At 45.3% G+C, this 22,834-nt stretch carries 23 protein-coding genes; 10 read left to right on the top strand and 13 right to left on the bottom strand.

Annotated features, from left to right (window positions below; genetic code table 11):
• Positions 1-106: 106 nt before the first annotated feature.
• Positions 107-1,291, bottom strand: coding sequence for an IS110 family RNA-guided transposase (locus tag BLR76_RS07580; RefSeq protein ID WP_091267568.1), 1,185 nt, complete (start codon positions 1,289-1,291; stop codon positions 107-109).
• A 356-nt stretch (positions 1,292-1,647) separates the two neighbouring features.
• Between BLR76_RS07580 and BLR76_RS07575 the strand changes: the two genes are divergently transcribed.
• The 4 genes from BLR76_RS07575 to BLR76_RS07560 all read left to right on the top strand — a co-directional run bounded on the left by BLR76_RS07575 (position 1,648) and on the right by BLR76_RS07560 (position 5,721).
• Positions 1,648-2,436, top strand: a complete 789-nt coding sequence (locus BLR76_RS07575; protein WP_245683063.1) for an ABC transporter ATP-binding protein — start codon at positions 1,648-1,650, stop codon at positions 2,434-2,436.
• Positions 2,426-4,105 (top strand): hypothetical protein, encoded by a 1,680-nt coding sequence (locus BLR76_RS07570; protein ID WP_091267562.1) that lies wholly within the window; start codon positions 2,426-2,428, stop codon positions 4,103-4,105. The genes BLR76_RS07575 and BLR76_RS07570 overlap by 11 nt, the downstream gene beginning before the upstream one ends.
• A gap of 90 nt (positions 4,106-4,195) precedes the next feature.
• Complete coding sequence (gene trpS / locus BLR76_RS07565; RefSeq protein ID WP_091267559.1) at positions 4,196-5,209, top strand: tryptophan--tRNA ligase; 1,014 nt, start codon at positions 4,196-4,198, stop codon at positions 5,207-5,209.
• Positions 5,210-5,268: 59 nt separating this feature from the next.
• Positions 5,269-5,721, top strand: coding sequence for a GNAT family N-acetyltransferase (locus tag BLR76_RS07560; protein WP_091267556.1), 453 nt, complete (start codon positions 5,269-5,271; stop codon positions 5,719-5,721).
• Between the two features lie 179 nt (positions 5,722-5,900).
• Here the strand turns inward: BLR76_RS07560 and BLR76_RS07555 are convergent, their stop codons facing one another.
• From BLR76_RS07555 to BLR76_RS07540, 4 genes are read right to left on the bottom strand one after another with little or no spacing between them, the layout of a single operon-like run.
• Positions 5,901-6,737 (bottom strand): prephenate dehydrogenase, encoded by an 837-nt coding sequence (locus tag BLR76_RS07555; RefSeq protein WP_091267552.1) that lies wholly within the window; start codon positions 6,735-6,737, stop codon positions 5,901-5,903.
• Positions 6,738-7,184, bottom strand: coding sequence for a type II 3-dehydroquinate dehydratase (gene aroQ / locus BLR76_RS07550; protein ID WP_091267542.1), 447 nt, complete (start codon positions 7,182-7,184; stop codon positions 6,738-6,740).
• Positions 7,181-7,696, bottom strand: a complete 516-nt coding sequence (locus BLR76_RS07545; protein ID WP_091267538.1) for a shikimate kinase — start codon at positions 7,694-7,696, stop codon at positions 7,181-7,183. Before BLR76_RS07545 ends, aroQ begins: the two co-directional genes overlap by 4 nt.
• Before the next feature lie 4 nt (positions 7,697-7,700).
• Positions 7,701-8,510, bottom strand: a complete 810-nt coding sequence (locus tag BLR76_RS07540) for a shikimate dehydrogenase family protein (protein WP_091267535.1) — start codon at positions 8,508-8,510, stop codon at positions 7,701-7,703.
• Positions 8,511-9,081: 571 nt separating this feature from the next.
• Between BLR76_RS07540 and BLR76_RS07535 the strand changes: the two genes are divergently transcribed.
• From BLR76_RS07535 to BLR76_RS07510, 6 genes are read left to right on the top strand one after another with little or no spacing between them, the layout of a single operon-like run.
• Positions 9,082-9,636, top strand: coding sequence for a hypothetical protein (locus tag BLR76_RS07535; protein WP_091267532.1), 555 nt, complete (start codon positions 9,082-9,084; stop codon positions 9,634-9,636).
• Positions 9,636-10,676: a 3-deoxy-7-phosphoheptulonate synthase gene (gene aroF / locus BLR76_RS07530; protein WP_091267529.1), complete on the top strand. Its 1,041-nt coding sequence runs from the start codon at positions 9,636-9,638 to the stop codon at positions 10,674-10,676. The genes BLR76_RS07535 and aroF overlap by 1 nt, the downstream gene beginning before the upstream one ends.
• A gap of 12 nt (positions 10,677-10,688) precedes the next feature.
• Entirely contained in the window at positions 10,689-11,777 is a 1,089-nt protein-coding gene (gene aroB / locus BLR76_RS07525; RefSeq protein WP_091267527.1) for a 3-dehydroquinate synthase, read from the top strand.
• The gene (aroA, locus tag BLR76_RS07520) at positions 11,774-13,039 is read left to right on the top strand and encodes a 3-phosphoshikimate 1-carboxyvinyltransferase (protein ID WP_143009213.1); all 1,266 of its coding nucleotides are present in this window, start codon (positions 11,774-11,776) and stop codon (positions 13,037-13,039) included. The genes aroB and aroA overlap by 4 nt, the downstream gene beginning before the upstream one ends.
• Positions 13,036-14,124 carry a chorismate synthase gene (gene aroC, locus BLR76_RS07515; protein ID WP_091267524.1) on the top strand — a complete coding sequence of 363 codons (1,089 nt, stop codon included), beginning with the start codon at positions 13,036-13,038 and terminating at the stop codon, positions 14,122-14,124. Before aroA ends, aroC begins: the two co-directional genes overlap by 4 nt.
• Complete coding sequence (locus BLR76_RS07510) at positions 14,125-14,406, top strand: chorismate mutase (protein WP_091267521.1); 282 nt, start codon at positions 14,125-14,127, stop codon at positions 14,404-14,406. It begins immediately after the preceding gene.
• Between the two features lie 56 nt (positions 14,407-14,462).
• Here the strand turns inward: BLR76_RS07510 and BLR76_RS07505 are convergent, their stop codons facing one another.
• From BLR76_RS07505 to BLR76_RS07470, 8 genes are all read right to left on the bottom strand, one after another.
• Positions 14,463-15,707, bottom strand: a complete 1,245-nt coding sequence (locus tag BLR76_RS07505) for a glutamate-5-semialdehyde dehydrogenase (protein WP_091267518.1) — start codon at positions 15,705-15,707, stop codon at positions 14,463-14,465.
• A 31-nt stretch (positions 15,708-15,738) separates the two neighbouring features.
• Entirely contained in the window at positions 15,739-16,554 is an 816-nt protein-coding gene (proB, locus tag BLR76_RS07500; RefSeq protein WP_091267515.1) for a glutamate 5-kinase, read from the bottom strand.
• Positions 16,555-17,273: 719 nt separating this feature from the next.
• Positions 17,274-18,491: a hypothetical protein gene (locus BLR76_RS07495; RefSeq protein WP_091267513.1), complete on the bottom strand. Its 1,218-nt coding sequence runs from the start codon at positions 18,489-18,491 to the stop codon at positions 17,274-17,276.
• A 14-nt stretch (positions 18,492-18,505) separates the two neighbouring features.
• Positions 18,506-19,354, bottom strand: coding sequence for a hypothetical protein (locus tag BLR76_RS07490; protein WP_091267510.1), 849 nt, complete (start codon positions 19,352-19,354; stop codon positions 18,506-18,508).
• Positions 19,351-20,040 (bottom strand): ATP-binding cassette domain-containing protein, encoded by a 690-nt coding sequence (locus BLR76_RS07485; protein ID WP_091267507.1) that lies wholly within the window; start codon positions 20,038-20,040, stop codon positions 19,351-19,353. Before BLR76_RS07485 ends, BLR76_RS07490 begins: the two co-directional genes overlap by 4 nt.
• Positions 20,037-20,417, bottom strand: a complete 381-nt coding sequence (locus BLR76_RS07480; RefSeq protein WP_091267504.1) for a GntR family transcriptional regulator — start codon at positions 20,415-20,417, stop codon at positions 20,037-20,039. The genes BLR76_RS07485 and BLR76_RS07480 overlap by 4 nt, the downstream gene beginning before the upstream one ends.
• 300 nt (positions 20,418-20,717) lie before the next feature.
• Positions 20,718-22,094, bottom strand: coding sequence for an MATE family efflux transporter (locus BLR76_RS07475; RefSeq protein ID WP_091267501.1), 1,377 nt, complete (start codon positions 22,092-22,094; stop codon positions 20,718-20,720).
• 427 nt (positions 22,095-22,521) lie between these two features.
• The coding region (locus tag BLR76_RS07470; RefSeq protein WP_143009212.1) for an RNA-guided endonuclease TnpB family protein at positions 22,522-22,834 on the bottom strand (313 nt) is incomplete at its 5' end.

Here is a 22,834-nt window from a genome sequence, read left to right as displayed (position 1 = left end):
GAAAGACTAACTATATAAAGTCAAGCAATAAAACCTAATATTTCTACAGTCTATTTTGGAATTTAAGGGCGCACCAAATAAGCTGAATCAAGCGTCATTTTTGAAATTATCGCAAACGGACTTCGTAAGGTTCATTCTTTTTCAAAATAGCATAAATAATGTAACAGAGTTTGCGTGACACGGCGCCCAGAGCTGTAAGGTGGTGTTTACCTTCAGATATTTTCTTTTCGTAAAATGCTTTTAATACAGGATCGTGTCTTGAGGCTACTAGTGCAGCGGAGAATAAGGCTTTTCTTAAATATGGAGAGCCCCGTTTACTCATGACGTTGTGTGTTCCTTCAAACTCACCCGATTGGGTGACAGAAGCATCAATACCGGCATAGGCAACTAATTTAGCTGGTGAGGAGAACTTGTTTATATCACCAATTTCTCCTAGTATCGTCGCACCGTTAATTGGACCGATACCCGGGATTGTTTCTATCACAGAATCAATATCATCCATGATCTTTTTAATTTCTTTTTCTGTATCGGTTATTTGCTTTTCAAGAAATTTTAATTGCTCAATCATTGAACGTAATTGAAAGGTGAATGTTTCCTGGGCGAATTTAACTCCAAAGGAGTGTGAGGCAGCGGTTTTTAGTTCTTCAGCTTTCTTCATACCCAAGCGATTTCTACTGGCTTCCCCCAATAAATCAGCTAGGGCACCTGCAGAAATGTGATTGATGGCATCAGGAGAACTCAGTTCTAACAGAACTTCCTTTGAGGCTTTGCCAAAAATGCCCACTTTACTAAAAAGTGTATCGTATTCAGGAAAAACTTGGTCCAATACCGCAATGATTTTTCGTTTGAAGTCACTAGCGGTGCCCACAAGATAGGTTCGGTAGCGAGAGAGTTGTTTCAACGAAAAGATGTTTTCATCGGATAAAGATGTTTCTACAAAGGTTCCGTAGCGCATTAAATCAGCGATCAAGACAGAATCAATAATATCGTTTTTACGTTTGCGAATTTCCGTTCCTTTCCGCCAACCATCGGTCTGAATCGGGTTAATGACGTGAATTAGAAAGTCGTGCTCATCCAAAAAGGAGAAAAGAGATAGCCAGTAATGGCCCGTTGCTTCCATTCCGACTTTATACTGATCAATCGGAGATAAAGAGATGATTTTTTGGAGAAGTTTTTCTCCACCTTCAGTTGAATTGGGGAATGAAAAGCCTTTTAGTATCACTTTTCCTTCTTCATTCATAACTGAGGCTACATGGCTTCGTTTGCCAATATCAATTCCTAAGAAGAACATAACGACACCTTCTTCATTTAATTTTGGATTGAACAGCCACTCGTCTGAAAAGCGTCACTACCTTGTTATAGATACGGAGTAAAGCACGAGGCTTTCAACATCTAACTCATTCGCAATCAGCTTATCAGAGAGAGGAACCAGTCTTTCGATTACGAGTTCAAGGACTCAAGGAGTAAACGGCTAACCTCTCAATCCAATAAACTAATTATCTCATATCTAATGAGATGAGGTAATCGAAAAGAGGTTCATAGGGTTATCCAGTAAAAACCGGAAGGTTAAAACCCTAAATATAATATACAAGGAGTAAATCTATTGTTTTGTGATAAACTATCACTAAATGACACATGGAGGCAGTTATGGAACCAATATTAGAAATCAGTCAGCTGACTAAATCTTTTGACGGAAAACCGGTACTGAAAGGCGTTGATTTTACAGTACATCCTGGAGAAATTATCGGATACATAGGGCCGAACGGAGCTGGAAAGAGTACTACGGTCAAAATTATTCTTGGGGTGCTGGAAAGAGACGGGGGAGAGATTCGACTCTTCGGGCAGCCGATAGACAGTCAGACGGTTACTTACAAATCACGCATCGGTTATGTGCCGGAGAATGCGGAACTTTACGAAACATTGACGGCTAAAGAATACCTGCTGTTCATCGGTGAACTTTACGGGATGAAAGAAGGAGTTATTCTGTCTAAATCAGAAGAGATGATGGATGCTTTAGGCATAAAAGAGTCACTGAATGGGCGTCTGGCTTCTTTTTCAAAAGGGATGCGTCAGAAAGTTCTGATTATTTCCAGCCTGCTTCATAATCCGGATATCCTCTTCTGGGACGAGCCGCTCAATGGGTTAGATGCGAATAGTGTACAGATCATAAAGGAATTATTATGGCAGCTGAAAAAAGAAGGCAAGACGATTTTTTATTCATCCCATGTGATGGATACCGTTGAAAAACTGAGTGACCGCATCATGATTCTGAATGACGGAGAAGTCGTTGCGGACGGACCGTTTGAGGAGCTCAAAGAAGAGGCGGATGGCACTCTGGAGCAGCTTTTCAATACGCTGACAGGCTTTGACCAGCATGCGGCTCTCGCCGAACAGTTCCTTACTGCAATGAAGGGAGACGGTTCCAATGATGCGTGACATTCTTGGTCTGAAAAAAGGCGGGAAAACACCTGTCTATCTGCGGATCATAGATGTTCTCTCAGGAGTATATGAAAAAATCGGGGTTGATTATCCTCAGATGCGCAACATTCTTTCTATGAAGATGACGATGGATGGCAGACGGGAATCACCTATGCAGGCTGTCAGTTCAAACAGCCGGTCAGGTGAAGAAAAAAACCATTTTTTCTCCAGTTTGTGGGTCTACGCACTGATCAGTGTCTTTCTGCTCTTCCTTTTTGCGTATGATAACTGGGTGTTTCAGTACACGACTTACTTCAGTTTTCTGTTTCTGATGACGTTTTCGACTCTTCTGGCTAATTTTTCAACTATTCTGCTGGATACAAAAGATTCTATACTCATTGGAACAAAGCCTGTAACCAGGAAAACGCTCGGGGCAGCCAAGGCTACACATGTAGGCATTTATCTTATTTCATTTACGATGGCCATCGGAGCGCCAGTGATTCTATTCACGTTTTACTTCAATGGCATAATGGCCGGACTGCTGGTCCTTGTGCTTTCTCTGCTGGCTTCACTCTGGTGTCTGGGCCTGACCCTTGTCGTTTACGCTACGATTCTTAAGCAGTTTGACGGCGAACGCTTGAAAAACATCATTGCCTATAGTCAGATCTCGCTATCAATTTTTATGGTAATCGGTTATTATTTAGTCGGCCAGATTTTTCAGATCATCGATCCGGAAACACTGCTGGTTGAAATGAATCTGACCCTCGGCCATTCCGTTCTTTTCCCAATGTGGTTCGTGGCACCATTTGGACTGCTTCAGGAAGGCTGGACACTGACCTACGGCATATATACCGGCCTTCTTATAGTAGGATCCGTGTTACTTGTTATTTTATATAACTGGAGTACGGATAAAATCGAAAGCAATCTTCAAAAAATGAATGCTTCAAGTCTTAAAATAAACAAACGGTCGGTTCTGGAAAGAATCGCAGCTTCTGGATTATGCAAAGACCCTCTGGAGAAGGCCTACTTTCATTTCTCCTGGCAGCTGACAAAGACGGAGCGGGAATTCAAGACCCGTCTGTATCCGTCGATTGCCAGTGCACTGGTCTTCCCGATCGTGTTCGTCTTCACGACACTGACTGGTGATCAGACTGCAGGACTGGAACAGAATCCGGTATCCATTCTGTATCTGCCTTATTTCACCTTGCTGCTGATACCAGTGCTGACTGTATCGATCCAGTTTTCAACTAACTACAAGGGAAGCTGGGTGTTCAATCTGACACCGCAGCAGTCGAGAGCGCCATTCATGCGGGCAGCTCTAAAGGCGATGCTGGTAAAAATCCTACTGCCACTTTATCTGATCATTGCTGCAGTCGTCCTTGTGCTTTCTGGATGGGACTATCTGCTTCAGATGATCAACGGCTTTTTACTGATGGGTGTTGTCTTTTATCTGGAAGCACGCCGATCCGTCAAGAGCTTGCCTTTTTCAAGGAAGTATTCAGCATCTGAAGCCAATCTGGGATGCATGGGCACGCTGATCTTTTTCATCCCTGTCTTCATTATTTCTCTTGTAATGATTCTGAGCCAGCTCTTTATTCCTTTCGGTGAATGGATTATTCTAATTATCATGTCAGGCCTGACTTTCTGGTGGATGACGAGAGGCTTCAAGGAGAAGAAGCAAGCCTGATCAGGAGGCGATGCATTTTACCTTTTTTTTAAGGTGTAAGTAAGATACAATAAAATCAATTAGACTACGCTATCCAAGGAGATAATAATTATGAAACGTACTATATTAACTGGCGATCGTCCGACCGGGAAACTGCATTTAGGTCACTATGTCGGCTCGTTACAGAACCGAGTGTTGCTTCAAGAAGATGAACAGAATAATGTCTTTGTCATGGTGGCGGATCAGCAGGCACTGACGGACAACGCTAAGAATCCCGAAAAGGTTCAGCAGAGCATTATGGAAGTGGCTCTGGACTACCTGGCTGTGGGACTGGAACCTGAGAAGACGACGATTTTCATTCAGTCTCAGATTCCTCAACTGCCGGAACTGACGCTTTATTATTTGAATCTGGTCACCGTAGCACGACTGCATCGTAACCCTACCGTTAAGTCTGAAATTCAGGAAAAAGGCTTCAACGAAAGTATTCCTGCAGGGTTCTTCATGTATCCGGTGAGCCAGGCCGCAGACATTACGGCGTTCAAAGCGACTCACGTTCCTGTAGGAGAAGATCAGAAGCCTATGCTTGAGCAGACACGTGAAGTGGCACGCGACTTCAATCGGACTTATGGAAAAGATGTTCTGGTTGAACCGGATATCATCCTGCCTCCAAAAGGTCAGGGCCGTCTGGTCGGAATTGATGGAAAAGGGAAGATGAGCAAGTCTTTGAATAACGGTATTTACCTGTCTGATAGTGCAGATACCATCCAGAAAAAAGTCATGAGTATGTATACCGACCCGAACCACATTCGTGTGGAAGATCCAGGTCAGGTCGAAGGAAATGTTGTGTTCACGTATCTGGATGTGTTTGATGACGATAAGGAAAAAGTACAGGAACTGAAAGACCAGTACCGCGCCGGCGGATTGGGTGATGTCAAAATCAAGCGTTACCTGAACGATGTGCTTCAGGCCAAGCTTCAGCCGATCCGTGAGCGTCGTGAAGCACTGGCTGAAGATAAAGGAGCCATTCTGGATATGCTGAAAGCGGGAAGCCTGAAAGCAGAAGCTGTCGCAGCCCAGACTCTGGATGAAGTTAAGGATGCTATGGGCATCAACTATTTCAAGTAAAGACTTGAAAGTGACCCACAGGCAGGTTAATTCAAATTTTACTGAAGAAGTGATGACCGATGATTGAACTGAAACCTGTAGACAAACATAATTATATGACCGTAGTGGATCTGAAAGTCCATCCCCACCAGCAGGATTTTGTCGCGCCGAATGACTTGTCTCTTCTGGAAGCGAGTTACGAGGAAGAAAAGTATCCGTTCGCCATTTATCAGAATGGAACGGTAGTCGGCTTTCTGATGTGCAGCTACTATCCAGCTGATGATGCCTATCCGATCGACTCCTGGTGGCTGGAACGATTTATGATCGACAGGGACTACCAGGGAAAAGGAATTGGGAGAAAAGCGCTGGCTCTTTTTCTGAAAGAGTTCAAGCCTCACAGGCATGTGAGGGACCTGAGGATCGGTGCTGAACCGGACAACGACCTGGCGATTCGTCTTTATGAATCATTCGGCTTCAGGAAAGAAGGCATGGTGGAAGGCGAAAACGTCTATGTCGGTGAATGGAAAGTTTGAATAAATAATAATTTAGGGGTGCGTCTTCTTTTGAGACGCCTCTTTTTTGATATCTAGAAATAAAGCTCTCGTTAAAATGACAAGCGTTTGGAAAGTGAAAAGACCCGCCGACTGGCGAGTCTTCATGTCAGTATTAAAAAGCTGCTTCAAAAAAACGGTGAATGATTCTCCGAGCTTGATCAATACCAGTCTCTGCGCTGATCGCGTGCTCGAATCAGAAAGTCTTTCAGAGCTTCTTCATCATCTGCTTCTATAGCTTGTTTGAAGGTTTCCAGCTCGGCTTCAAATGATATAATCGACTGAAGCAGTGCCCCTTTGTTATTCAGAAACAGTTCACTCCAGAGGCTGTCGTTGATATCGGCTATGCGGGTCAGTTCCTGAAAGCTGTTGCCGGCAAAGAGCAGTGTGTCGTCCGAGGCCTGGCTGCTGTTTACGACGGATACTGACAGGGCGTGCATCAGCTGGCTGACATAGGCAACCTGCTCGTCATGTTTCTCAGATGTCACCCGAGTCAGCGTGGAAAATCCGGCATCCCGATACAACTGTTCTATACGGATGAGGTTCTCTTCCTTGTTTTGAGGAAGGGGGGTGATCAAAGCATTCGCTCCTTTAAATTTATCTGCGGATGCACCGGCTATTCCTTTTTTTTCACTTCCACGCATCGGATGAGCAAAAATAAAGTCAGCGTGATCTGGAAGGACGCGGGACGTTTCTTTAATAATAGAGGTTTTCACGCCGGTCACATCAGTGAGTACGACTCCTTGCTTGAAATAGGAACGGTACTGCTCTACAAAAGGTGCGATCTGGCTGGGGTAAAGGGTCAGCATGATCACGTCTGCTTCTTTCAATCCTTCTTCCGGAACAGTCATGCCTTCATGAATGATCTGTTCTTTCAGTGCATAGTCAATGGTCTGTTCATCGATGTCGATACCGATGATACGGTGATTCCCCTTGTTCATCAGGCTCATCGCAAAGGATCCTCCGATGGCACCAAGGCCTACAATTGTTAAATTCATCTAGGTGTTCTCCTTTGCCAAATGAAGTTCCAGAGCTTGTACGCCTAACAGATAGCTCGCTGATCCGAAGCCTGACACCTGGCCAATGCAGGCGGGAGCGATCACAGAATCTTTCCGGAATGCTTCTCTGGAATGAATGGCACTTAGATGGACTTCGACTGTCGGAATGGACACGGATTTCAAGGCATCGTGAATGGCATAACTGTAATGAGTATAGGCAGCCGGATTGATGACGATGCCGTCAACCTGCTCATTCAATGCCTCCTGTATTTTATCGACTAGTGCCCCTTCGGAGTTACTCTGGAAAAATTCATACAGATGTCCGTGATCAGTCAGATAAGTCTGAATCTGACGGTTGATTGATTCCATTGTTTCGTGACCGTAAATATCCGGCTCTCTCGTACCTAAAAGATTAATATTGGGTCCGTTGATAATCCATATGTTCATGAGTGGTCTCCTTTAGTGTCAAGTTTAGTCAACTGATTCAGCACGTCATTCACCGTTTCTGAAAGGGACTGATCGTTGCGGACAGTTACATCTGCAAGAGCCTCGTAGACCGGTTGACGTTCTTCAAAAAGCGTATATAAGGCTTCCGTGCCATTTTTCAAAAGTGGTCTGTGTGCAGTCTCAATGTCTTTTACAATCAGATTTACCGGACGATCGATCCATACGATTACGCCCGCTTGTTTGAGCCACTTTTGGTTTTCTTGTTTCAGGACAGCACCTCCGCCAGTCGAGATCACTGTATCAGTGGCATCGGCCAGCTTGATGCAGGCGTCAGTTTCTAGAGATCGGAAAACCGCTTCGCCCTGTTCGAATAATTCCGGGATTGACTGCCCCACCTGTTTTTCTATAAAGTCGTCCATGTCTATAAAAGACAGCTTGAGGCGGCTGGCCAGCTCTTTCCCGATTGTCGTTTTCCCGCTGCCAGTCATGCCGATGAGGACAATGTTTGTCATATTATTACCCTTCTTTCCACTGGTAAAAGTCCTGAATCAGTTCATCCATTAGGTTCAATGAAATTGAACGGTTCTCCCAGATTTCAACAGATTTGATGGCTTGTCCGATCAGCATCTCGAGACCATTCACTGCAGGCTTGCCAATGGAGCGGGCCTGTTTCAGAAATGCCGTTTCCAGAGGGTTATAAATCAGGTCAATGAAGGCATCGAAGCGTGTGGGCGTTTCGTCCGATACGGGAGAGACGCCTGTGTTGGGATACATGCCGACAGGTGTAGTATTGATAAGATAATCTCCGCTGAAAGCCTCCGAGTCGTCGTAGGTCCGGTATGTGACCATTGAATCAGAGGGGGACTCCTTGATAGTTCTGGAGACTAAGGTAATGTCCTTGACCCCGTGATCCTTCAGATACTGGACGACCATTTTGGATGATCCACCTGTACCAAGGACGGTGACTGACTTGCCGTTCAAATCCCATTGCCTACGCTCGAACAGCAGGCCGAAACCCTCGTAATCAGTATTATAGCCTTTCAAATAGCCGTCCAGATTACTTATCGTATTCACTACACCTAGTGTTCGTGCAGTCGGGTCGATTTCATCCAGGTAAGGCATGACAGTTTCCTTGTAGGGAATCGTCACGTTTGATCCGCTGATGGACAGGACTTTCAGGCTCTCGATCGCCTGGGGGACCTGACTAGGTGGGCAGGGAAATGTTTTATAAGCCGCGTTGATGGCCACTCGTTTATATATTTCTTTATGCAGCTGAGGAGACAAACTGTGTGTCAGTTTTTCGCCCAGCAGGCCGTAAAATTTCATGTAGGCACCTCGTTTTTTTAAAAGTATACACATATTTACCATAAATTGGCAAACAGATTGAGATTCAGCCGACTTTATCGGCACAAGTAAAGTGTAACATTAGAGTGAAATGATAAAAACAATATTTTTTTTTAACTAATACCTTGACATTTATTTTTATGCTTGCTAACATTGTGAGCACAGTTAGTTAATGACTGAAACCAATTGAGGAGTGTTTAACATGAATAAAGAATTAAACAACTTAATCACGCCACAATTGAATCGTTATTACTTTAGCTTCTTTAGAAACAATCTATGGAGGCTAGAGCACTTTAAACTGTCTTAAAAAACAGTGCCCCATAGATTCCATCAGGACATCGAATGGGCGCACACTATAAATGAACTATTAATTTATATATGTGAATTTAACCAAAGCTGCATTCGATTATCCTGTTTAAGTAAAACAGATAACCGGATGCAGCTTTTTGTTTATCCTGAAGTCGGTTGGGATGGCAAGTCAGCTTATTTGGTTGTCTGACACGAAGAAACTGTACACACCAAGTGATCAAGATATGTCAGTGGAGGAGATCAGATGATTATTCATACATTAGGGCCGGAGAATACAGACAGTTACGCCGCAGCCCAGTCGTTACTACAGGCAGAGGAGGATGACATTGTTGGCTATCCGTCATTCGATACCATCCTTCATGAACTCGAACGGCTTAAAGGCGACTGCGTTCTGTTTCCCGTAGCCTTTCAGAGTGCTAGAAAACCCTATGGATGGAAAGAATTCAACTACGATTATTGGGAGAAAATAGAGCTGCTTCAAGTTTTCGCAAAGAAAACCAAGCCGATGGTGCTGATAGAAAATCGAGACAGAAAAATGGACAGCGCCATGATTCATCCGGCAACAGAGATTTTTCTGGAAAAATACTTGAACAAAGTGAATGAGACACTTCCGATAACCTACACTGACAGCAAGATCAAAGCCTGGACCGCTTTTAAAAATATGGGTCTGAAATACACGATTATCAGCGAAGATGTGTTTGAAAAGGAAAAAACAGACAATTATCAGATTGTTGAGCGTTATGAGCCTCAAATGGTCTGGTGTCTGTATAAAATAAAAGAAGAAGAGGAGAGAGATTAATGATTATTGTATTAAAACAGGGAACAGGTGCTAAAGCGATAAAAGAGATTACGAAGAAGGTTGAAGAACAAGGGGTATCAGTCAGTCATTTCTCAGATATCAAACGAGACTTTCTAGGTGTAATCGGAGATACCAGTGCTATCGATACACATCGTCTGCAGGCACGTCCTGAAGTCGAGCAGATCGTCAGAGTTGAAGAACCGTACAAGCGGGCCAACCGTAAATTTCATCCGGAAAACTCGATTATAGAAGTTGGTCAGGAAACTATCGGTGGAGACCAGCTGGGGATTATTGCCGGCCCATGTTCTGTAGAAAGTGAAGAACAGATTGTTGACGTAGCGAAACGAATCAAGAAAGCCGGAGCTAACTTCCTAAGAGGGGGTGCGTTCAAGCCGCGTACATCGCCATACAGCTTCCAGGGACTGGAGCTTGAAGGGCTGCGCATGCTGCAGACAGCTAAAGCAGAAACGGGACTGCCGATTGTTACTGAACTGATGTCGACAAAATGGATCGATGAATTCGTAGATTCCGTGGACTTGATCCAGATCGGCGCCCGTAATATGCAGAACTTTGACTTGTTGAAAGAAGTAGGGAAAACCAAGACACCTGTCCTTCTTAAACGTGGACTGTCTGCAACTTACAAGGAATGGTTGATGTCTGCGGAATACATCATGTCAGAAGGAAACGAGAACGTTATTCTCTGTGAACGAGGCGTCCGCACGTTCGAACCGGAAACGCGTAACACACTGGATATTCAGGCAGTACCGGTCATCAAAAAACTGTCCCACCTGCCGATAATTATCGATCCAAGCCACGCGGGCGGTATGTCTTACCTGGTTGAAGCTGGAGCAAAAGCAGGGATCGTCGCAGGAGCAGATGGGCTGATGATCGAAGTACACAATGATCCAGAAAACGCATGGAGCGACGGAGAACAGTGCCTGACACCAGACGAATTCGGACTTTTGATGGAGAAAGCCGAGAAGCTGGCATCAGTTGAAGGCCGTACTGTTCCTCTATCCACTCAGAAAGTATCTAATTAAGGAGTCATTCAGATGAATGAATTGAAAGTCAACTTGCCGCAGGCGTCTGTATCATATGCGATTAAAATTGAAAAAGGGCTGCTTCAGAAAGTAGGGAAAGAAGTGGCTCAACTAACTAATAGTCGACGGGTCGCCGTCATCACTGATAGAAATGTCGACAGCTATTACGGGGCTGCGGTTGAACAGCAGCTGGCTGATGAAGGCTTCGAAGTCAGCATGATCGTTCTGCAGCCGGGTGAGCAGACGAAGACATTCTCGATGATGCCCCAAATTTTTTCCCAGCTTATTGAAGCGGGACTGACTAGAAGCGATGTGATCGTTGCTTTAGGCGGTGGCGTAATAGGTGATATAGCAGGCTTTGCGGCTGCCTCTTACCTTAGAGGCATCGATTTAGTTCAGATCCCGACCTCCCTGCTCGCTCAAGTCGACAGCAGTGTCGGCGGAAAAGTGGGAGTGGACCTGCCGGAAGGGAAAAACCTGGTTGGATCCTTCTATCATCCGACACAAGTCATAATCGATCCGGAGGTTTTGAATACCTTGACGGATCACTACTTTGCGGACGGCATGGCTGAAGTCATCAAATACGGATGCATCTGGGATGCAGATTTTTTTGACAGTCTTTTAACGATTGAATCAAGAGATGCAGTGATGACAGAGATTGAATGGATCATTGCTAGGTGCTGCGATATCAAGCGAGAAGTTGTCGAGCAGGATGAGAAAGACAAGGGGCTGCGCATGCTTCTAAATTTCGGACATACGCTCGGACACGCGATCGAAGCCTACTATCACTATGAACACATTACACACGGACATGCGGTGGCGATCGGTATGGCAACCTTGACCGAAATTTCCGAAGCCAGAGAACTGACTGAAACAGGAACAGCTGATCAGCTACGACGCGTGCTGAAGATGCACAGGCTGCCATCTGAGCTGGAGGATACAAAGGCGTATAATGACATTCTTTCGTTTGTAAGAAAAGATAAGAAACAACTCAACAATCAGCTCCATGTCGTTCTTCTCAACTCAATCGGCACTGCAGCTACTCATCAGACAGACGTCAGCTTTTTTGACTCACTTGGAACAGGAGGACAGGACCATTGACGGATTTAACACTTACACCAAATAGACTACAAGGAGACGTGACTGTACCTCCGTCTAAGAGCCTGGCACACAGAGCGATCATTTGTGCCGCACTGGCTGAGGGAACCAGCACGATCAGTAACATTCAGTTTTCCGATGACATTAAAGCCACGATTCAGGGAATGCGTGCCATGGGTGCTGAAATTAATGAGCAGGAAAATGCTCTCACGATTCAGGGTATCGGCCTTCAGTCTGCGAGCGTGGTGAATGATCAGTCTGAAGGGAAAAAATCAGATCCAGTTCGGACGATCGACTGCAATGAGTCTGGGTCGACATTAAGATTCCTGGTGCCTGTAGCGACTTTATTTGAAGGAAAGACCCGTTTCACCGGACGAGGGAAACTTGGTCAGCGTCCTTTGACGCCATACAAAGATTTATTTGAGAAACAGGGACTGGACTACGACTTACAGGGCACGGAGCGTCTTGATCTTGTCATTGGGGGACACCTTTCACCGGATACCATCGAAATGAGAGGAGACATCAGCTCACAGTTCATCACAGGCCTTCTGATGACTCTGCCTTTTTTAAATGGCGAATCCAGAATTCACGTGACAACGCCTCTTGAATCCAAAGGCTATATCGATCTGACTTTACACGTATTTGATCTGTTTGGACTTGAGATCAATGTTGAGGATGAGGGACAGACCTTCGTGATACCGGGTAATCAGAAGATGCAGGCAGCGGATTATGCTGTAGAAGGTGATTTTTCTCAAGCAGCATTCTTCCTCACAGCTAATCATATCGGAAATGATATCAGTCTATCTGGGCTCGACAGTCAGTCGCTTCAGGGGGACAAGGCTATATTGGACATTCTGGATAATCTGTCTGATGAAACAGAGCGTGTAATCGACGGGTCTCAATTTCCGGACATCATTCCAACAGCAGCTCTAGCAGCAGCTTTGAGCATCGGGCACACTCGGTTCACCAATCTGGAGAGACTTAAGATCAAAGAAAGTGACCGTCTTGCAGCTACACAGAAAGAACTCGAAGCGCTTGGAGCAGATATACAAGTTGAAGGCGATAGTCTCGTCATTCAAGGCGTAGATCAGCTCAAAGGTGGAGTAACGGTCTGGAGCCACAAGGACCACCGGATGGCTATGATGCTGGGGATCGCCTCTACGCGATGCGAAGAACCCATTACAATAAAAGATACAGAATGTGTAGCAAAATCATACCCGCATTTCTGGGAAGACTTCAAACTATTAGGAGGACAATTTAAATGAGTGGCATTTGGGGAAAAAAACTTGAGCTGTCTTTATTTGGTGAATCTCACGGAGACGCCATAGGAATTACAATCAATGGGCTGCCGCCAGGCTTTGAAATTGATCTGGACCAAGTACAAGTTGAAATGGCCAGACGTGCACCTGGCAGCAGTGATCTGACGACGCCGCGTAAAGAAAAAGATCTGCCGGAAATTCTGAGCGGATTCCTGGACGGGAAAACGACAGGGGCACCATTGACAGCTATTATCAGAAATACGAATACACGATCAAAAGATTACAGCCTTCTTAAAGACGTGATGCGACCGGGTCAGGCAGATTACCCTGGACGAATGAGATACAAAGGTCATAATGACCACCGTGGCAGCGGACATTTTTCCGGACGGATTACCGCACCGATAGTATTTGCCGGAGCGATCTGCCAGCAGTGGCTGAAGCAAAAAGGCATAACAGTCAGCTCCCATATCCAGTCAATCGGTAACATTGAGGATGAGCGGTTTGCGGACCAGCAAGAGGTCACCCACGAGCAGGCGGAAGCATTCAAGAAAGATCAGCTGCCTTTATTCGATGGTGAAAAGAAAGAAGCGATCCGGGATCTTATTCTCGAAGCGAAAGAAGAAGGAGATTCCGTTGGAGGCGTTGTTGAAACCTTCGTGCTAGGCATCCCGGCAGGATACGGGAATCCGTTCTTCGATTCAGTGGAATCTACACTGGCTCATCTTGTATTTTCCGTCCCGGCAATCAAGGGAATCGAATTCGGTTCCGGCTTCGATATCACCAGAATGAAAGGGTCCGAAGCCAATGATGAATACTACTACGATGAAAACGGTCAGGTGAAGACGCGCTCGAACAATAACGGGGGCATCATCGGAGGCATCACATACGGCATGCCGATCGTTTTCCGATCAGCAGTCAAACCACCGGCATCGATCAAGAAGAAGCAGCAGACGATCAACGTCAGAGAAGGAAAAGCTGCCGAGCTAGAAGTCGAAGGCCGCCACGATCCTTGTATCGTTCCACGTGTCTTGCCCGTCCTTGAAGCAGTGACGGCTATTGCACTGACCGATCTGATTCTGGGAGGAAACTAAATGACTGAACTGGACCAATGCCGAGAGGAGATTGACCTGATCGATCAGCAGCTGACGGCCTTATTTGAAAAACGGATGGAAACAGTGCTGAAAGTCGGCGAATACAAGAAGGCACATGATCTGCCTATTCTCGATGCAGGAAGAGAAGAAGCTGTGATCAAGAAAAACATCCAACGGCTCAGTAATCCAGCTTTCCACCGCGAGCTATCAGACTTCTACCAGGCACTGATGGCTATTACTAAAGAGACGCAGCAGAGGCTCATGGATGAACCGGAAGACTGAACACATAAAAAGACAAGCAGAATCCCCATTCAGGGATTGCGCTTGTCTTTTTCTAGTTATCTGATTTGTCCTTCGCCAAAGACAATGTATTTTGAAGAGGTCAGTTCAGGCAGTCCCATTGGGCCGCGGGCATGTAGTTTCTGAGTGCTGATCCCGATCTCGGCACCGAATCCGTACTCGAATCCGTCGGTAAATCGTGTCGATGCATTGATGTAAACCGCTGCAGAAGCGACTTCACGGTGGAAGCGCTGGCCGGCAAAGTAATCAGACGTGACGATGGCTTCCGAGTGACCCGTGCTGTACTGATTGATATGCGCAATGGCTTCATCCAGGGAATCGACCACTTTTACAGCCAAGATGTAATCCAGGAATTCTGTTGCCCAGTCTTCTTCAGTAGCCGGAACGGACTCACTCAAAATAGCGGCAGCCCGGTTATCAGCTCGCAGTTCAACATTCCATTCAGCCAAAGCCTCTTCAATGACTGGAAGATAATCTTCTGCTACATCTTTGTGGATCAGCAAAGTTTCTGCGGCATTACAGACTGAAGGACGGTCTGTTTTAGCGTTGACGATGATGTCTCTGGCCATATCACGGTCAGCCGTCTGATCGATGTAGACGTGGACGTTTCCAGTTCCAGTCTCGATCACTGGTACCGTCGCGTTCTCAACCACTGCCTTGATCAGATTAGCTCCCCCACGAGGGATAAGAACATCAAGGTAGCGGTTCAGCTGCATCATCTCTCTGGCCGTTTCACGAGAGGTGTCTTCAAGGAGTTGAATCGAGTCAGTCGGAAGTGTGCTCTGTCCCAGTGCCTGACGCAGGCTCTTCACGATGGCTTTATTCGAGTTGAATGCCTCTTTTCCGCCGCGAAGAATCACGACGTTTCCAGATTTGAAGCAGAGTCCGGCTGCGTCTGAAGTGACGTTGGGACGTGCTTCGTAAATGATCCCGATCACGCCAAGCGGAACCGACTGCTTGCCGATCTTCAGACCCGCGTCATTGGTCCACATGCTGTCCACTAGACCAACTGGATCTGGCAGAGAGACGATATCTTTAAGTCCCTGAGCCATAGCGGCAATACGGTCAGCAGTCAGTGTCAGTCGGTCCAGTAACGAATCACTGATGCCGGCTTCTCTGGCCCGATCGGTGTCTTTTTTATTTTCTTCTATTATAAAGTCAGTTGAATCAATCAAGGCGTCTGCCATAAGGGCGAGGGCCTCATTTTTTTCATTCGTTGTAGCCTGGGCAAGCTGTCGCTCGGCTTTCTTAGCTCGCTGACCGAGTTCAATAAGGCTTGTCATGTCGCGTCATCCTTCCTGGTGCTCTGTTTTCTTAATTAAATGGTGAAAAAAGGGTTCCTATTTTCTCTCCTGATAAGATGCGGAAGAGAATAGATAAATCTTCTCCGTTAGCCAGGATCATCTGCTTCTGTGCTCCCAGTACAATTTGAGCTGCGTTCAGTTTGGTGATCATTCCACCTGTACCGAACTTTGTCGAAGAGTCTTGTGCCAGAGAAAGAATGGTGTCATTGATTTCACTGATTGTATCGAATCGACTGGCGTCTGTGTAGTTCATCGGGTTTTTGTCGTAAAAGCCATCGATATCCGAGAGCATGATCAGCAGATCGGCATCGGTCAGTTCCAGAACAATGGCGGAGAGGGTGTCATTGTCCCCGAATCGCGTCAGGTGATCCAGTTCTTCAACGGAAACCGTATCGTTTTCATTGACGATAGGAATCACGTGTTTCAGGAGAAGCTGCTCGAAAGTATTGACCGTATTCTGACGGCTGACCGGAAAGTCAGTTACGTCCTTTGTCAGCAGAACCTGACCGACTTGGTGGCCGTAATTATAGAAGAACTTACTGTATAGACTCATTAGTTCCGTCTGGCCTATTGAGGCAATGGCCTGCTGCTCGGGAATCGTGACCGGACGTTCAGTCAAATTCATCCGCGCCAGACCGACACCGATCGCTCCGGATGAGACAAGAATGATTTCCTTGCCCTGATTCTTCAAGTCGCTCAGGACAAAGGACAGTTTTTCCATCTGCTGGAGGTTGATTGCGCCATTCGGGTACATGATGGTACTGGTTCCTACTTTGATTACGATCCGTTTGCTTTGTTTAATTGATTCACGTAAGTGTTCTGTCATAATTATTATTTCATCCAATCTGATACAGAGTAAAAGTCATTTGCTAACTTTAAAATAGTATAACAAGTTATGTTTGAAAATGCCAGATGGTTTGAGGCTTGGATACGTTTAATATAAGGCTAAAATAGGTTTGAGTATGGATGAAATCAATCGGAGCAGAAGTTGTATTACCGTATGTGCGGATCTTACTACAGTTTAGAGATCCATTAATAGAAGAAACTCTCGTTACAAGAGGATTAACAGGATGTCTTATCCAATTTACATCAAGGAAGTATAACTAGACGGGATTTAATTAAAGTTCCTCGAAATATTTCCGGCAAAGGTGTCACCAAGAAGGCTCTAGCTGCAGTTAGCGGTGCAATAAGTTCTAAAACTGTAAGTAGACGTCCCCTAGCTTGATTATCACTTAGGTGAAGCAAGCTGAAATGCAATTAAATTTCATCTACTTCTATTTAACCAGGATCAAACTATTCTAAACTGGAAATAGAAGCAGGTCTAACTGCAGCTTAGCTATAGCACAGCCCCCTCAGCTCCATCTAGACAGCGGCTCGGCATCACATATTCCTGTTCCAGAGAAATAACCAGCAGAAGCTAGCCAAAAAGAAGCAAAACTGAAAACAGAAAAGCTTCAAATGGATGCGAATGCTATTCGCTTCCAAATGAAAAAGATAAACCGGGGAAGGGGGCTGCCGGTTTATCTTATAAGAGATGGGACATACTTATAAAGGATTGATCATGAAATCGAAGAGCATTATTTCGGTCGACCGGTCATTTTCCCGGTCTTCAAGTTCGAAGTAGCCGGAAAAGTCAGTACTGACCGAGTCAAGGTCAATGACCTGGAACATCGGACGACCATATCCGTCCTCTGAGTAATGGTCTTCATAAGCATAGACGTGTCCATTGACCAGCTGCAAGCCTTGATTAAATGAATGATTGTAGTAATACACAGGCAGTCTGCCGATAGAAGGCGTGATCATGTCTGTTGAACCAAGTTCGTTTAATGATTCGTCAGTCACATTCCAGACGTGCCAGTTAATCGTTTCTCCAAGGTCCTGGCCAACGACGACTTGTTCATCCTCGCTCAGGACAAGGGTCTCTCCTTCTTCGAATAAAGGAATCTCTTGAAAGTCACCGGTCTGGATATCATAGACATGAAAAGCGTCTGTCGTGTAGTCCGTGATTTCTCCATACTCGTCTTCCGCACCAGGCTGAAGGGATTTGAACGGAATGTACCGTTCGGTTCCTGTTGGAGAAAAAGAAATCTGAACGCTGCTTGAGTCAAGAGCCTGACCGACATTCACTTCGGGAGACAATGTGTCCTCCGGCTCATCGAAATTAAAGGTATAGATGTACCATCCATTTCTCATCTGTTCGTCAGCAGCTTGTGTCACAATCGTCAGTTCAGGTGCGTGATAGTAACTGGCCACAATTCCGTGATAAGAAGCGCCTTCCAGTCTGACTTCATAAGACTGCTCCTCTTCCGAGTCTTTATCAAACAGTGAGATATCGAGCATATTGTCGTCGTACATTCTGCGCCAGTTGACATCGCTGGCCATAGCTGTGTAGACAATCTCATCGTCTGTCTCGGTGAAATTGCTTATATTTCTGGCCTTTCCTCGCATGAAGGAGCGGTAGTCACTGACATATCTGTTAGCGACGGGATTGTATACGTAATCCAGATGTCTGAAGACGGAGCGGTTATTAAGATAGGAGAAGCCTCCATCCTTGAATTCGAAGGTACTGCTTCTTCCAGAGGACTGAGTGCTGTAGATATTGCCTATAAAGTATAGAGCATCCAGTTCATCGGCGTTGCCTTCTTCAGTCACCACTTCAATTTCCGGTAAGGTTGCACTTGTCTGTATCTGGTAGATCCCAAAAGCTGATAGAGTCAGAACACAGAGAAGCACAAAGCTGATCAGTTTTGAATATTTTGTCATGTGTCTGCTCCTTTCTAAATCGTTATTTTTTTATTTAGCAGATGACGGCTGATGAGAAGAGAGGTTACCCCGATTACTGTCATCAGAACAATAATGAGTGCCATGATTTCGGAATCGTAGAAAAGATAATAATTCTGTACGAGATTGGGCAGGAAGGCTGGAAATACCGCTATCAGAACCGTAATGACTCCGTAGGCGATTCCTATTCCCAGTCCTTTGAACGAATAACTCCTTTCCAAAAGAATCACTGTAAATAGCACAAGCATGAATGTCAGTCCGATTCCATTCGCTGACAGGAAATAAAATGAAGAGACCGGCAGGATCACTGTGAAAAGTGGATGTATATTAAGAGCCTGAACTAAAGTCATGCCGGACAGCCAGTCGTCAGGAACGATAGCAGAAACGATCTGAAAGCCGATAGTCAAGGAAATGATCTGAACAGCAATCAGGCTGAAGATGGCAATATAGATGACGAACAGTTTCGAATAAAAGATCTGCATCCGAGGGACTGGGAGCATCAAAAGACGGTAGGCAAAGGTGTTCTTGCCCATCCATTCTCTATACCAGATAAAAAGGGAATAGAGAAGCAGTCCGCTGATACCAAGAGTCACGGGTGCCAGGAGCCACAGTGCACTGGTGACGTCGTAAAAAGAGAAACTGCCGAATCGCTCGATTGCCTGCTGGGCAGTGACTAATTCTGTCTGCATGTATTCATTCATCCGGCCGACATAGCGCATAGGTGTGTATATGTAACCGATCAGGTTAAGCAGCAGGGTCACACCGAGCAGAGTATAGAGAAACTTTGAGATACGATCCAGCTCGAACGCCGTCAGGTTAAGTAATGATTTCATATATTGTTTCATCCTGTGTAAACCTCCCTCATGACATCGATCACAGATTTTCCTTCTGTTTCGCGCATGTGTTCCGCATTGAATTCTTTATAAATTTTTCCTTCATCAAGCAGAATGACTTTATCCAGAAGGTGTTCAATGTCATTGATTTCGTGTGTTGTAATCAGCACGCCTCTGTCTTCCACCAGATAGCTGCTGAATACTTCGGTGATCTGTTCACGGGTAAAAATATCGATGCCGGAGAACGGTTCATCCATCAGAATATACTCGACATCGAGAGCCAGTCCGAGAAGCAGATTGACCTTGGCCTGGTTACCTTTCGACAGATCACGCAACTTATCAGAAGCATTCAGCCTGAAGAATTTGAGAATGTCCTTGGCCCGTCTGGCATTCCAGGTATCATAATAGTCATTCATGAAATCCATGCTTTCCTGAATCGTAAAGTGAGGCAGGGAGATGGACGCGTCAGGGATAAAAGCAATTTTATTATACAGAGCTGGTACCAGGGTTTCGCCATCGATGGTCACAGACCCTTTCTTGACAGGGGTCAGGTTCATGATGGCATTCAGGATCGTCGTTTTACCGACCCCGTTCACGCCGACCAGACAGCTGATTTCTCCTTTTTCGATCGTAAAGGACACGCCGTTCAGGACTTTTTTCCGTCCGAATTGTTTATGGATATCTTTGACTTCGATCATTTTTGAGCCTTCTTTCTATTTGCAAGTTCCTGTTCGATCATGGGCATCAGATCTTCAAGATCCATGTCGATAGGGTCTATAGCGGAAACGAAGCGAGTGATCGCCTGGTTCAGCCATTCTTTTTTCAACTGATTCAGCACATTCGGATCTTCACTGATCCGGCTGGGTTTATTCGGTTCTGTAAAGATCAATCTCTGTTCCTCCATTTCGCTGTAGGCCCGCTGAACGGTGTTCGGATTGATTTTTAGCTGATTGGCCAGCTGGCGCCTCGACGGCATTTCAACCCCAGGTTTCAGCTCACCTGAGACAATCTGTTTCTTTAGATGGGTCATGACCTGAAGATAGATAGGATCACGCTTATTAAACGTTACACTCAAACTCAGGACTCCTTTCGACTGATATTCATGAATCAATCCGACGTGCTAGGATAGACGGCATGAGGGTAATGTACCGTGTGTACTAAGCAGGTAATACACTAGGTGTAAAAAAAGTAGAGCCGTCAGTTCTGGCTCACTGTTCAAAGTGTATTATATGCTTAATACAATTCAGGTGTCAACTCTTTTTTTTGCATTTAACTTTACAACTCAAGAATGCCTATCCTTGCTCGTCACCTCGCACTTTTGAGGTAGAAAAAAAGTCCCCGTCACTCAAAGGAGTAACAGAGACCGGTGAAGGCATTATTTACTTGACCGTGCTAATTTTCCGGATAGAATCGGTTTTTTTGACGCACCTGTCAGCTGACGTTTGAATGCGTAGTAGGATCCCAGTAGCGGGAACAGTGCTGCGACCCAGGCAAGCGGATTCGACAGCCCAACACCGACAAAGCCCAGTGACTGTGACAGAATCAGAGCAGCTCCGACACGTGCAAACAGCTCGAACAGTCCGGCAAGAGTCGGGGCAGTGCTTTTACCTAATCCCTGAAGCGTATAGCGGTGAACGATTAAGATAGCCAGGAAGACATAGAATGTCGAGTTCGTCAAGAAGTATAGGCGAGACATGTTAAGGATCTCGATATTTTCAGGTCCGACGAACAGCATAGCGATCTGTCGTCCGAAAATGACCAGCAGCGCCCCGACTACAACACTGTAGCCTAATGTCACTTTCATTATTTTCTGTACACCTTCCCATACACGGTCCAGATTTCCGGCACCATAGTTTTGTGCGGTATAAGTGGCCATTGTGACACCGACAGCCATAAGAGGCTTGGTAGCCAGGGCATCGATTTTTTGAGCTGCAGTCGTTGCAGCAACAGCTTCAGGTCCAAGTGTGTTCAAAGTCATAGTAACAGCTATCATACCGATAGCAATAAGTGAAGTCTGGAAGCCCATAGGGAAAGCAATAGTAGCATGTTCTTTGATCTGTCTGAATCCGGCAGTCCAGTCTTCTTTATGAATTCTGAACATAGGGACATTTTTTTGAATATAAACGAGACCGATCACGCCTGAAACGAACTGTGAGATGACTGTTGCCAGCCCGGCTCCTGCGACGCCCATATCGAAGACCAGGATGAAAACAAGGTCTAAAATAACATTCAGCACTGATGAAATGGCTAGAAAGACAAGTGGTGCTTTTGTATTTCCGATTGCTCTAAGCAGGTTGGATACCAGGTTGAATAGAACAACTCCGCTTAGTCCCGCGAACATCATAGTCAGATAGTCATTAGCGTACCCGAACAGTTCCTGTGGTGTATTCATGAATTCTAGAATATTGCGTCGGAAAACAAGTGACAGAATGGTAAGCAGGACACTTACCGTACCTGCGATGATCACGCTGGCTGCAAGGTTTTCTCTGATCGCTTTTTCATCTTTTTTTCCGAAACGCTGGGCAGTCAGAACGGCCAGACCGGAAGTTAATCCAATGGCCAGTCCCAAGACCAGGATGTTGATGCTGTTGGTTGAACCGACAGCCGCAAAGGCATTGACACCGATCGTCTGGCTGACGATGTACGTGTCCGCCATCTGATACAGCTGCTGCAGTAAATTTCCTATTATTAATGGAAACGTGAAAAGTAAAATTAGTTTCAGTGGGTTTCCTTTAGTCATATCTTTGTTCATAAATAATTCCTCCTGTATAATGGCAAAACATATTTAAAAGTGCTTATAGTAATTGTTTTCATCTGTTTTCAATTGATGAGTCTTTTGACTAGTATAGGTACTTATAAAAAATAAGCAAGGGATTAGGTCAGATAGTTGTGACAATTTGTTGAACACGTACAAAAGTCCACAGTGACTGCGTTTTCAACGCTTTCATGGAAGAGTTCGGGAATCTGGTTTAAATGTAGACGAATTATGAACAGGCCTTGCGATTAATCTGTCAGATGTATTAATTGAAGCATCAGTGAACTACCCACCACTTAAATCCTTTGGATTTTGAAGGGGGGGCTTCCTACGAACTCCATTCTTGTCTGCACAGACTTCATACAGGCAGAGGAATCGGATAGGGATAGGCTCAAAAGGCAGTCCCTGCCTCATTGATTTTCTTTTACTTGGCCAATGCCAAGAGGTTTTTGCTGGCATTGATATCTCTGTCAAGGTATTCCCCGCATGTCGGGCAGTCCCACTCCCGGATATTGAGCGGCTTCTTGCCGTCTCGGTGTCCGCAACTCGAACAAACCTGACTAGACGGATAGAATCGGTCTGCTTTGATAAGTGTCCGTCCTTTTTGCTTGGATTTATATTCTAATTGGCGGACGAATTCATACCATCCTGCATCACCAATGCTTTTTGCCAGTTTATGATTTTTCATCAGCTTCTTACTGGACAGAGTTTCTATTACAATGACTTGGTTTTCGTCT

The sequence above is a fragment of the Alkalibacterium thalassium genome, assembly GCF_900101165.1.
Taxonomy (GTDB): domain Bacteria; phylum Bacillota; class Bacilli; order Lactobacillales; family Carnobacteriaceae_A; genus Alkalibacterium; species Alkalibacterium indicireducens.
Note: the sequence above shows the minus strand (reverse complement) of the source record. Positions and strands in the feature narration are given on the sequence as shown.

Excerpts from the sequence above, each read along its gene's own strand:
- trpS (WP_091267559.1), top strand. The coding sequence starts at position 4,196 with ATGAAACGTACTATATTAACTGGCGATCGTCCGACCGGGAAACTGCAT.
- BLR76_RS07510 (WP_091267521.1), top strand. The coding sequence starts at position 14,125 with ATGACTGAACTGGACCAATGCCGAGAGGAGATTGACCTGATCGATCAG.
- BLR76_RS07575 (WP_245683063.1), top strand. The coding sequence starts at position 1,648 with ATGGAACCAATATTAGAAATCAGTCAGCTGACTAAATCTTTTGACGGA.
- BLR76_RS07540 (WP_091267535.1), bottom strand. The coding sequence starts at position 8,510 with ATGAAATTTTACGGCCTGCTGGGCGAAAAACTGACACACAGTTTGTCT.
- BLR76_RS07485 (WP_091267507.1), bottom strand. The coding sequence starts at position 20,040 with ATGATCGAAGTCAAAGATATCCATAAACAATTCGGACGGAAAAAAGTC.
- BLR76_RS07580 (WP_091267568.1), bottom strand. The coding sequence starts at position 1,291 with ATGTTCTTCTTAGGAATTGATATTGGCAAACGAAGCCATGTAGCCTCA.
- BLR76_RS07475 (WP_091267501.1), bottom strand. The coding sequence starts at position 22,094 with ATGAACAAAGATATGACTAAAGGAAACCCACTGAAACTAATTTTACTT.
- BLR76_RS07545 (WP_091267538.1), bottom strand. The coding sequence starts at position 7,696 with ATGACAAACATTGTCCTCATCGGCATGACTGGCAGCGGGAAAACGACA.
- aroQ (WP_091267542.1), bottom strand. The coding sequence starts at position 7,184 with ATGAACATATGGATTATCAACGGACCCAATATTAATCTTTTAGGTACG.
- aroF (WP_091267529.1), top strand. The coding sequence starts at position 9,636 with ATGATTATTGTATTAAAACAGGGAACAGGTGCTAAAGCGATAAAAGAG.
- BLR76_RS07560 (WP_091267556.1), top strand. The coding sequence starts at position 5,269 with ATGATTGAACTGAAACCTGTAGACAAACATAATTATATGACCGTAGTG.
- aroB (WP_091267527.1), top strand. The coding sequence starts at position 10,689 with ATGAATGAATTGAAAGTCAACTTGCCGCAGGCGTCTGTATCATATGCG.
- BLR76_RS07495 (WP_091267513.1), bottom strand. The coding sequence starts at position 18,491 with ATGACAAAATATTCAAAACTGATCAGCTTTGTGCTTCTCTGTGTTCTG.
- BLR76_RS07555 (WP_091267552.1), bottom strand. The coding sequence starts at position 6,737 with ATGAATTTAACAATTGTAGGCCTTGGTGCCATCGGAGGATCCTTTGCG.
- proB (WP_091267515.1), bottom strand. The coding sequence starts at position 16,554 with ATGACAGAACACTTACGTGAATCAATTAAACAAAGCAAACGGATCGTA.
- BLR76_RS07490 (WP_091267510.1), bottom strand. The coding sequence starts at position 19,354 with ATGAAACAATATATGAAATCATTACTTAACCTGACGGCGTTCGAGCTG.
- BLR76_RS07535 (WP_091267532.1), top strand. The coding sequence starts at position 9,082 with ATGATTATTCATACATTAGGGCCGGAGAATACAGACAGTTACGCCGCA.
- BLR76_RS07505 (WP_091267518.1), bottom strand. The coding sequence starts at position 15,707 with ATGACAAGCCTTATTGAACTCGGTCAGCGAGCTAAGAAAGCCGAGCGA.
- BLR76_RS07570 (WP_091267562.1), top strand. The coding sequence starts at position 2,426 with ATGATGCGTGACATTCTTGGTCTGAAAAAAGGCGGGAAAACACCTGTC.
- aroC (WP_091267524.1), top strand. The coding sequence starts at position 13,036 with ATGAGTGGCATTTGGGGAAAAAAACTTGAGCTGTCTTTATTTGGTGAA.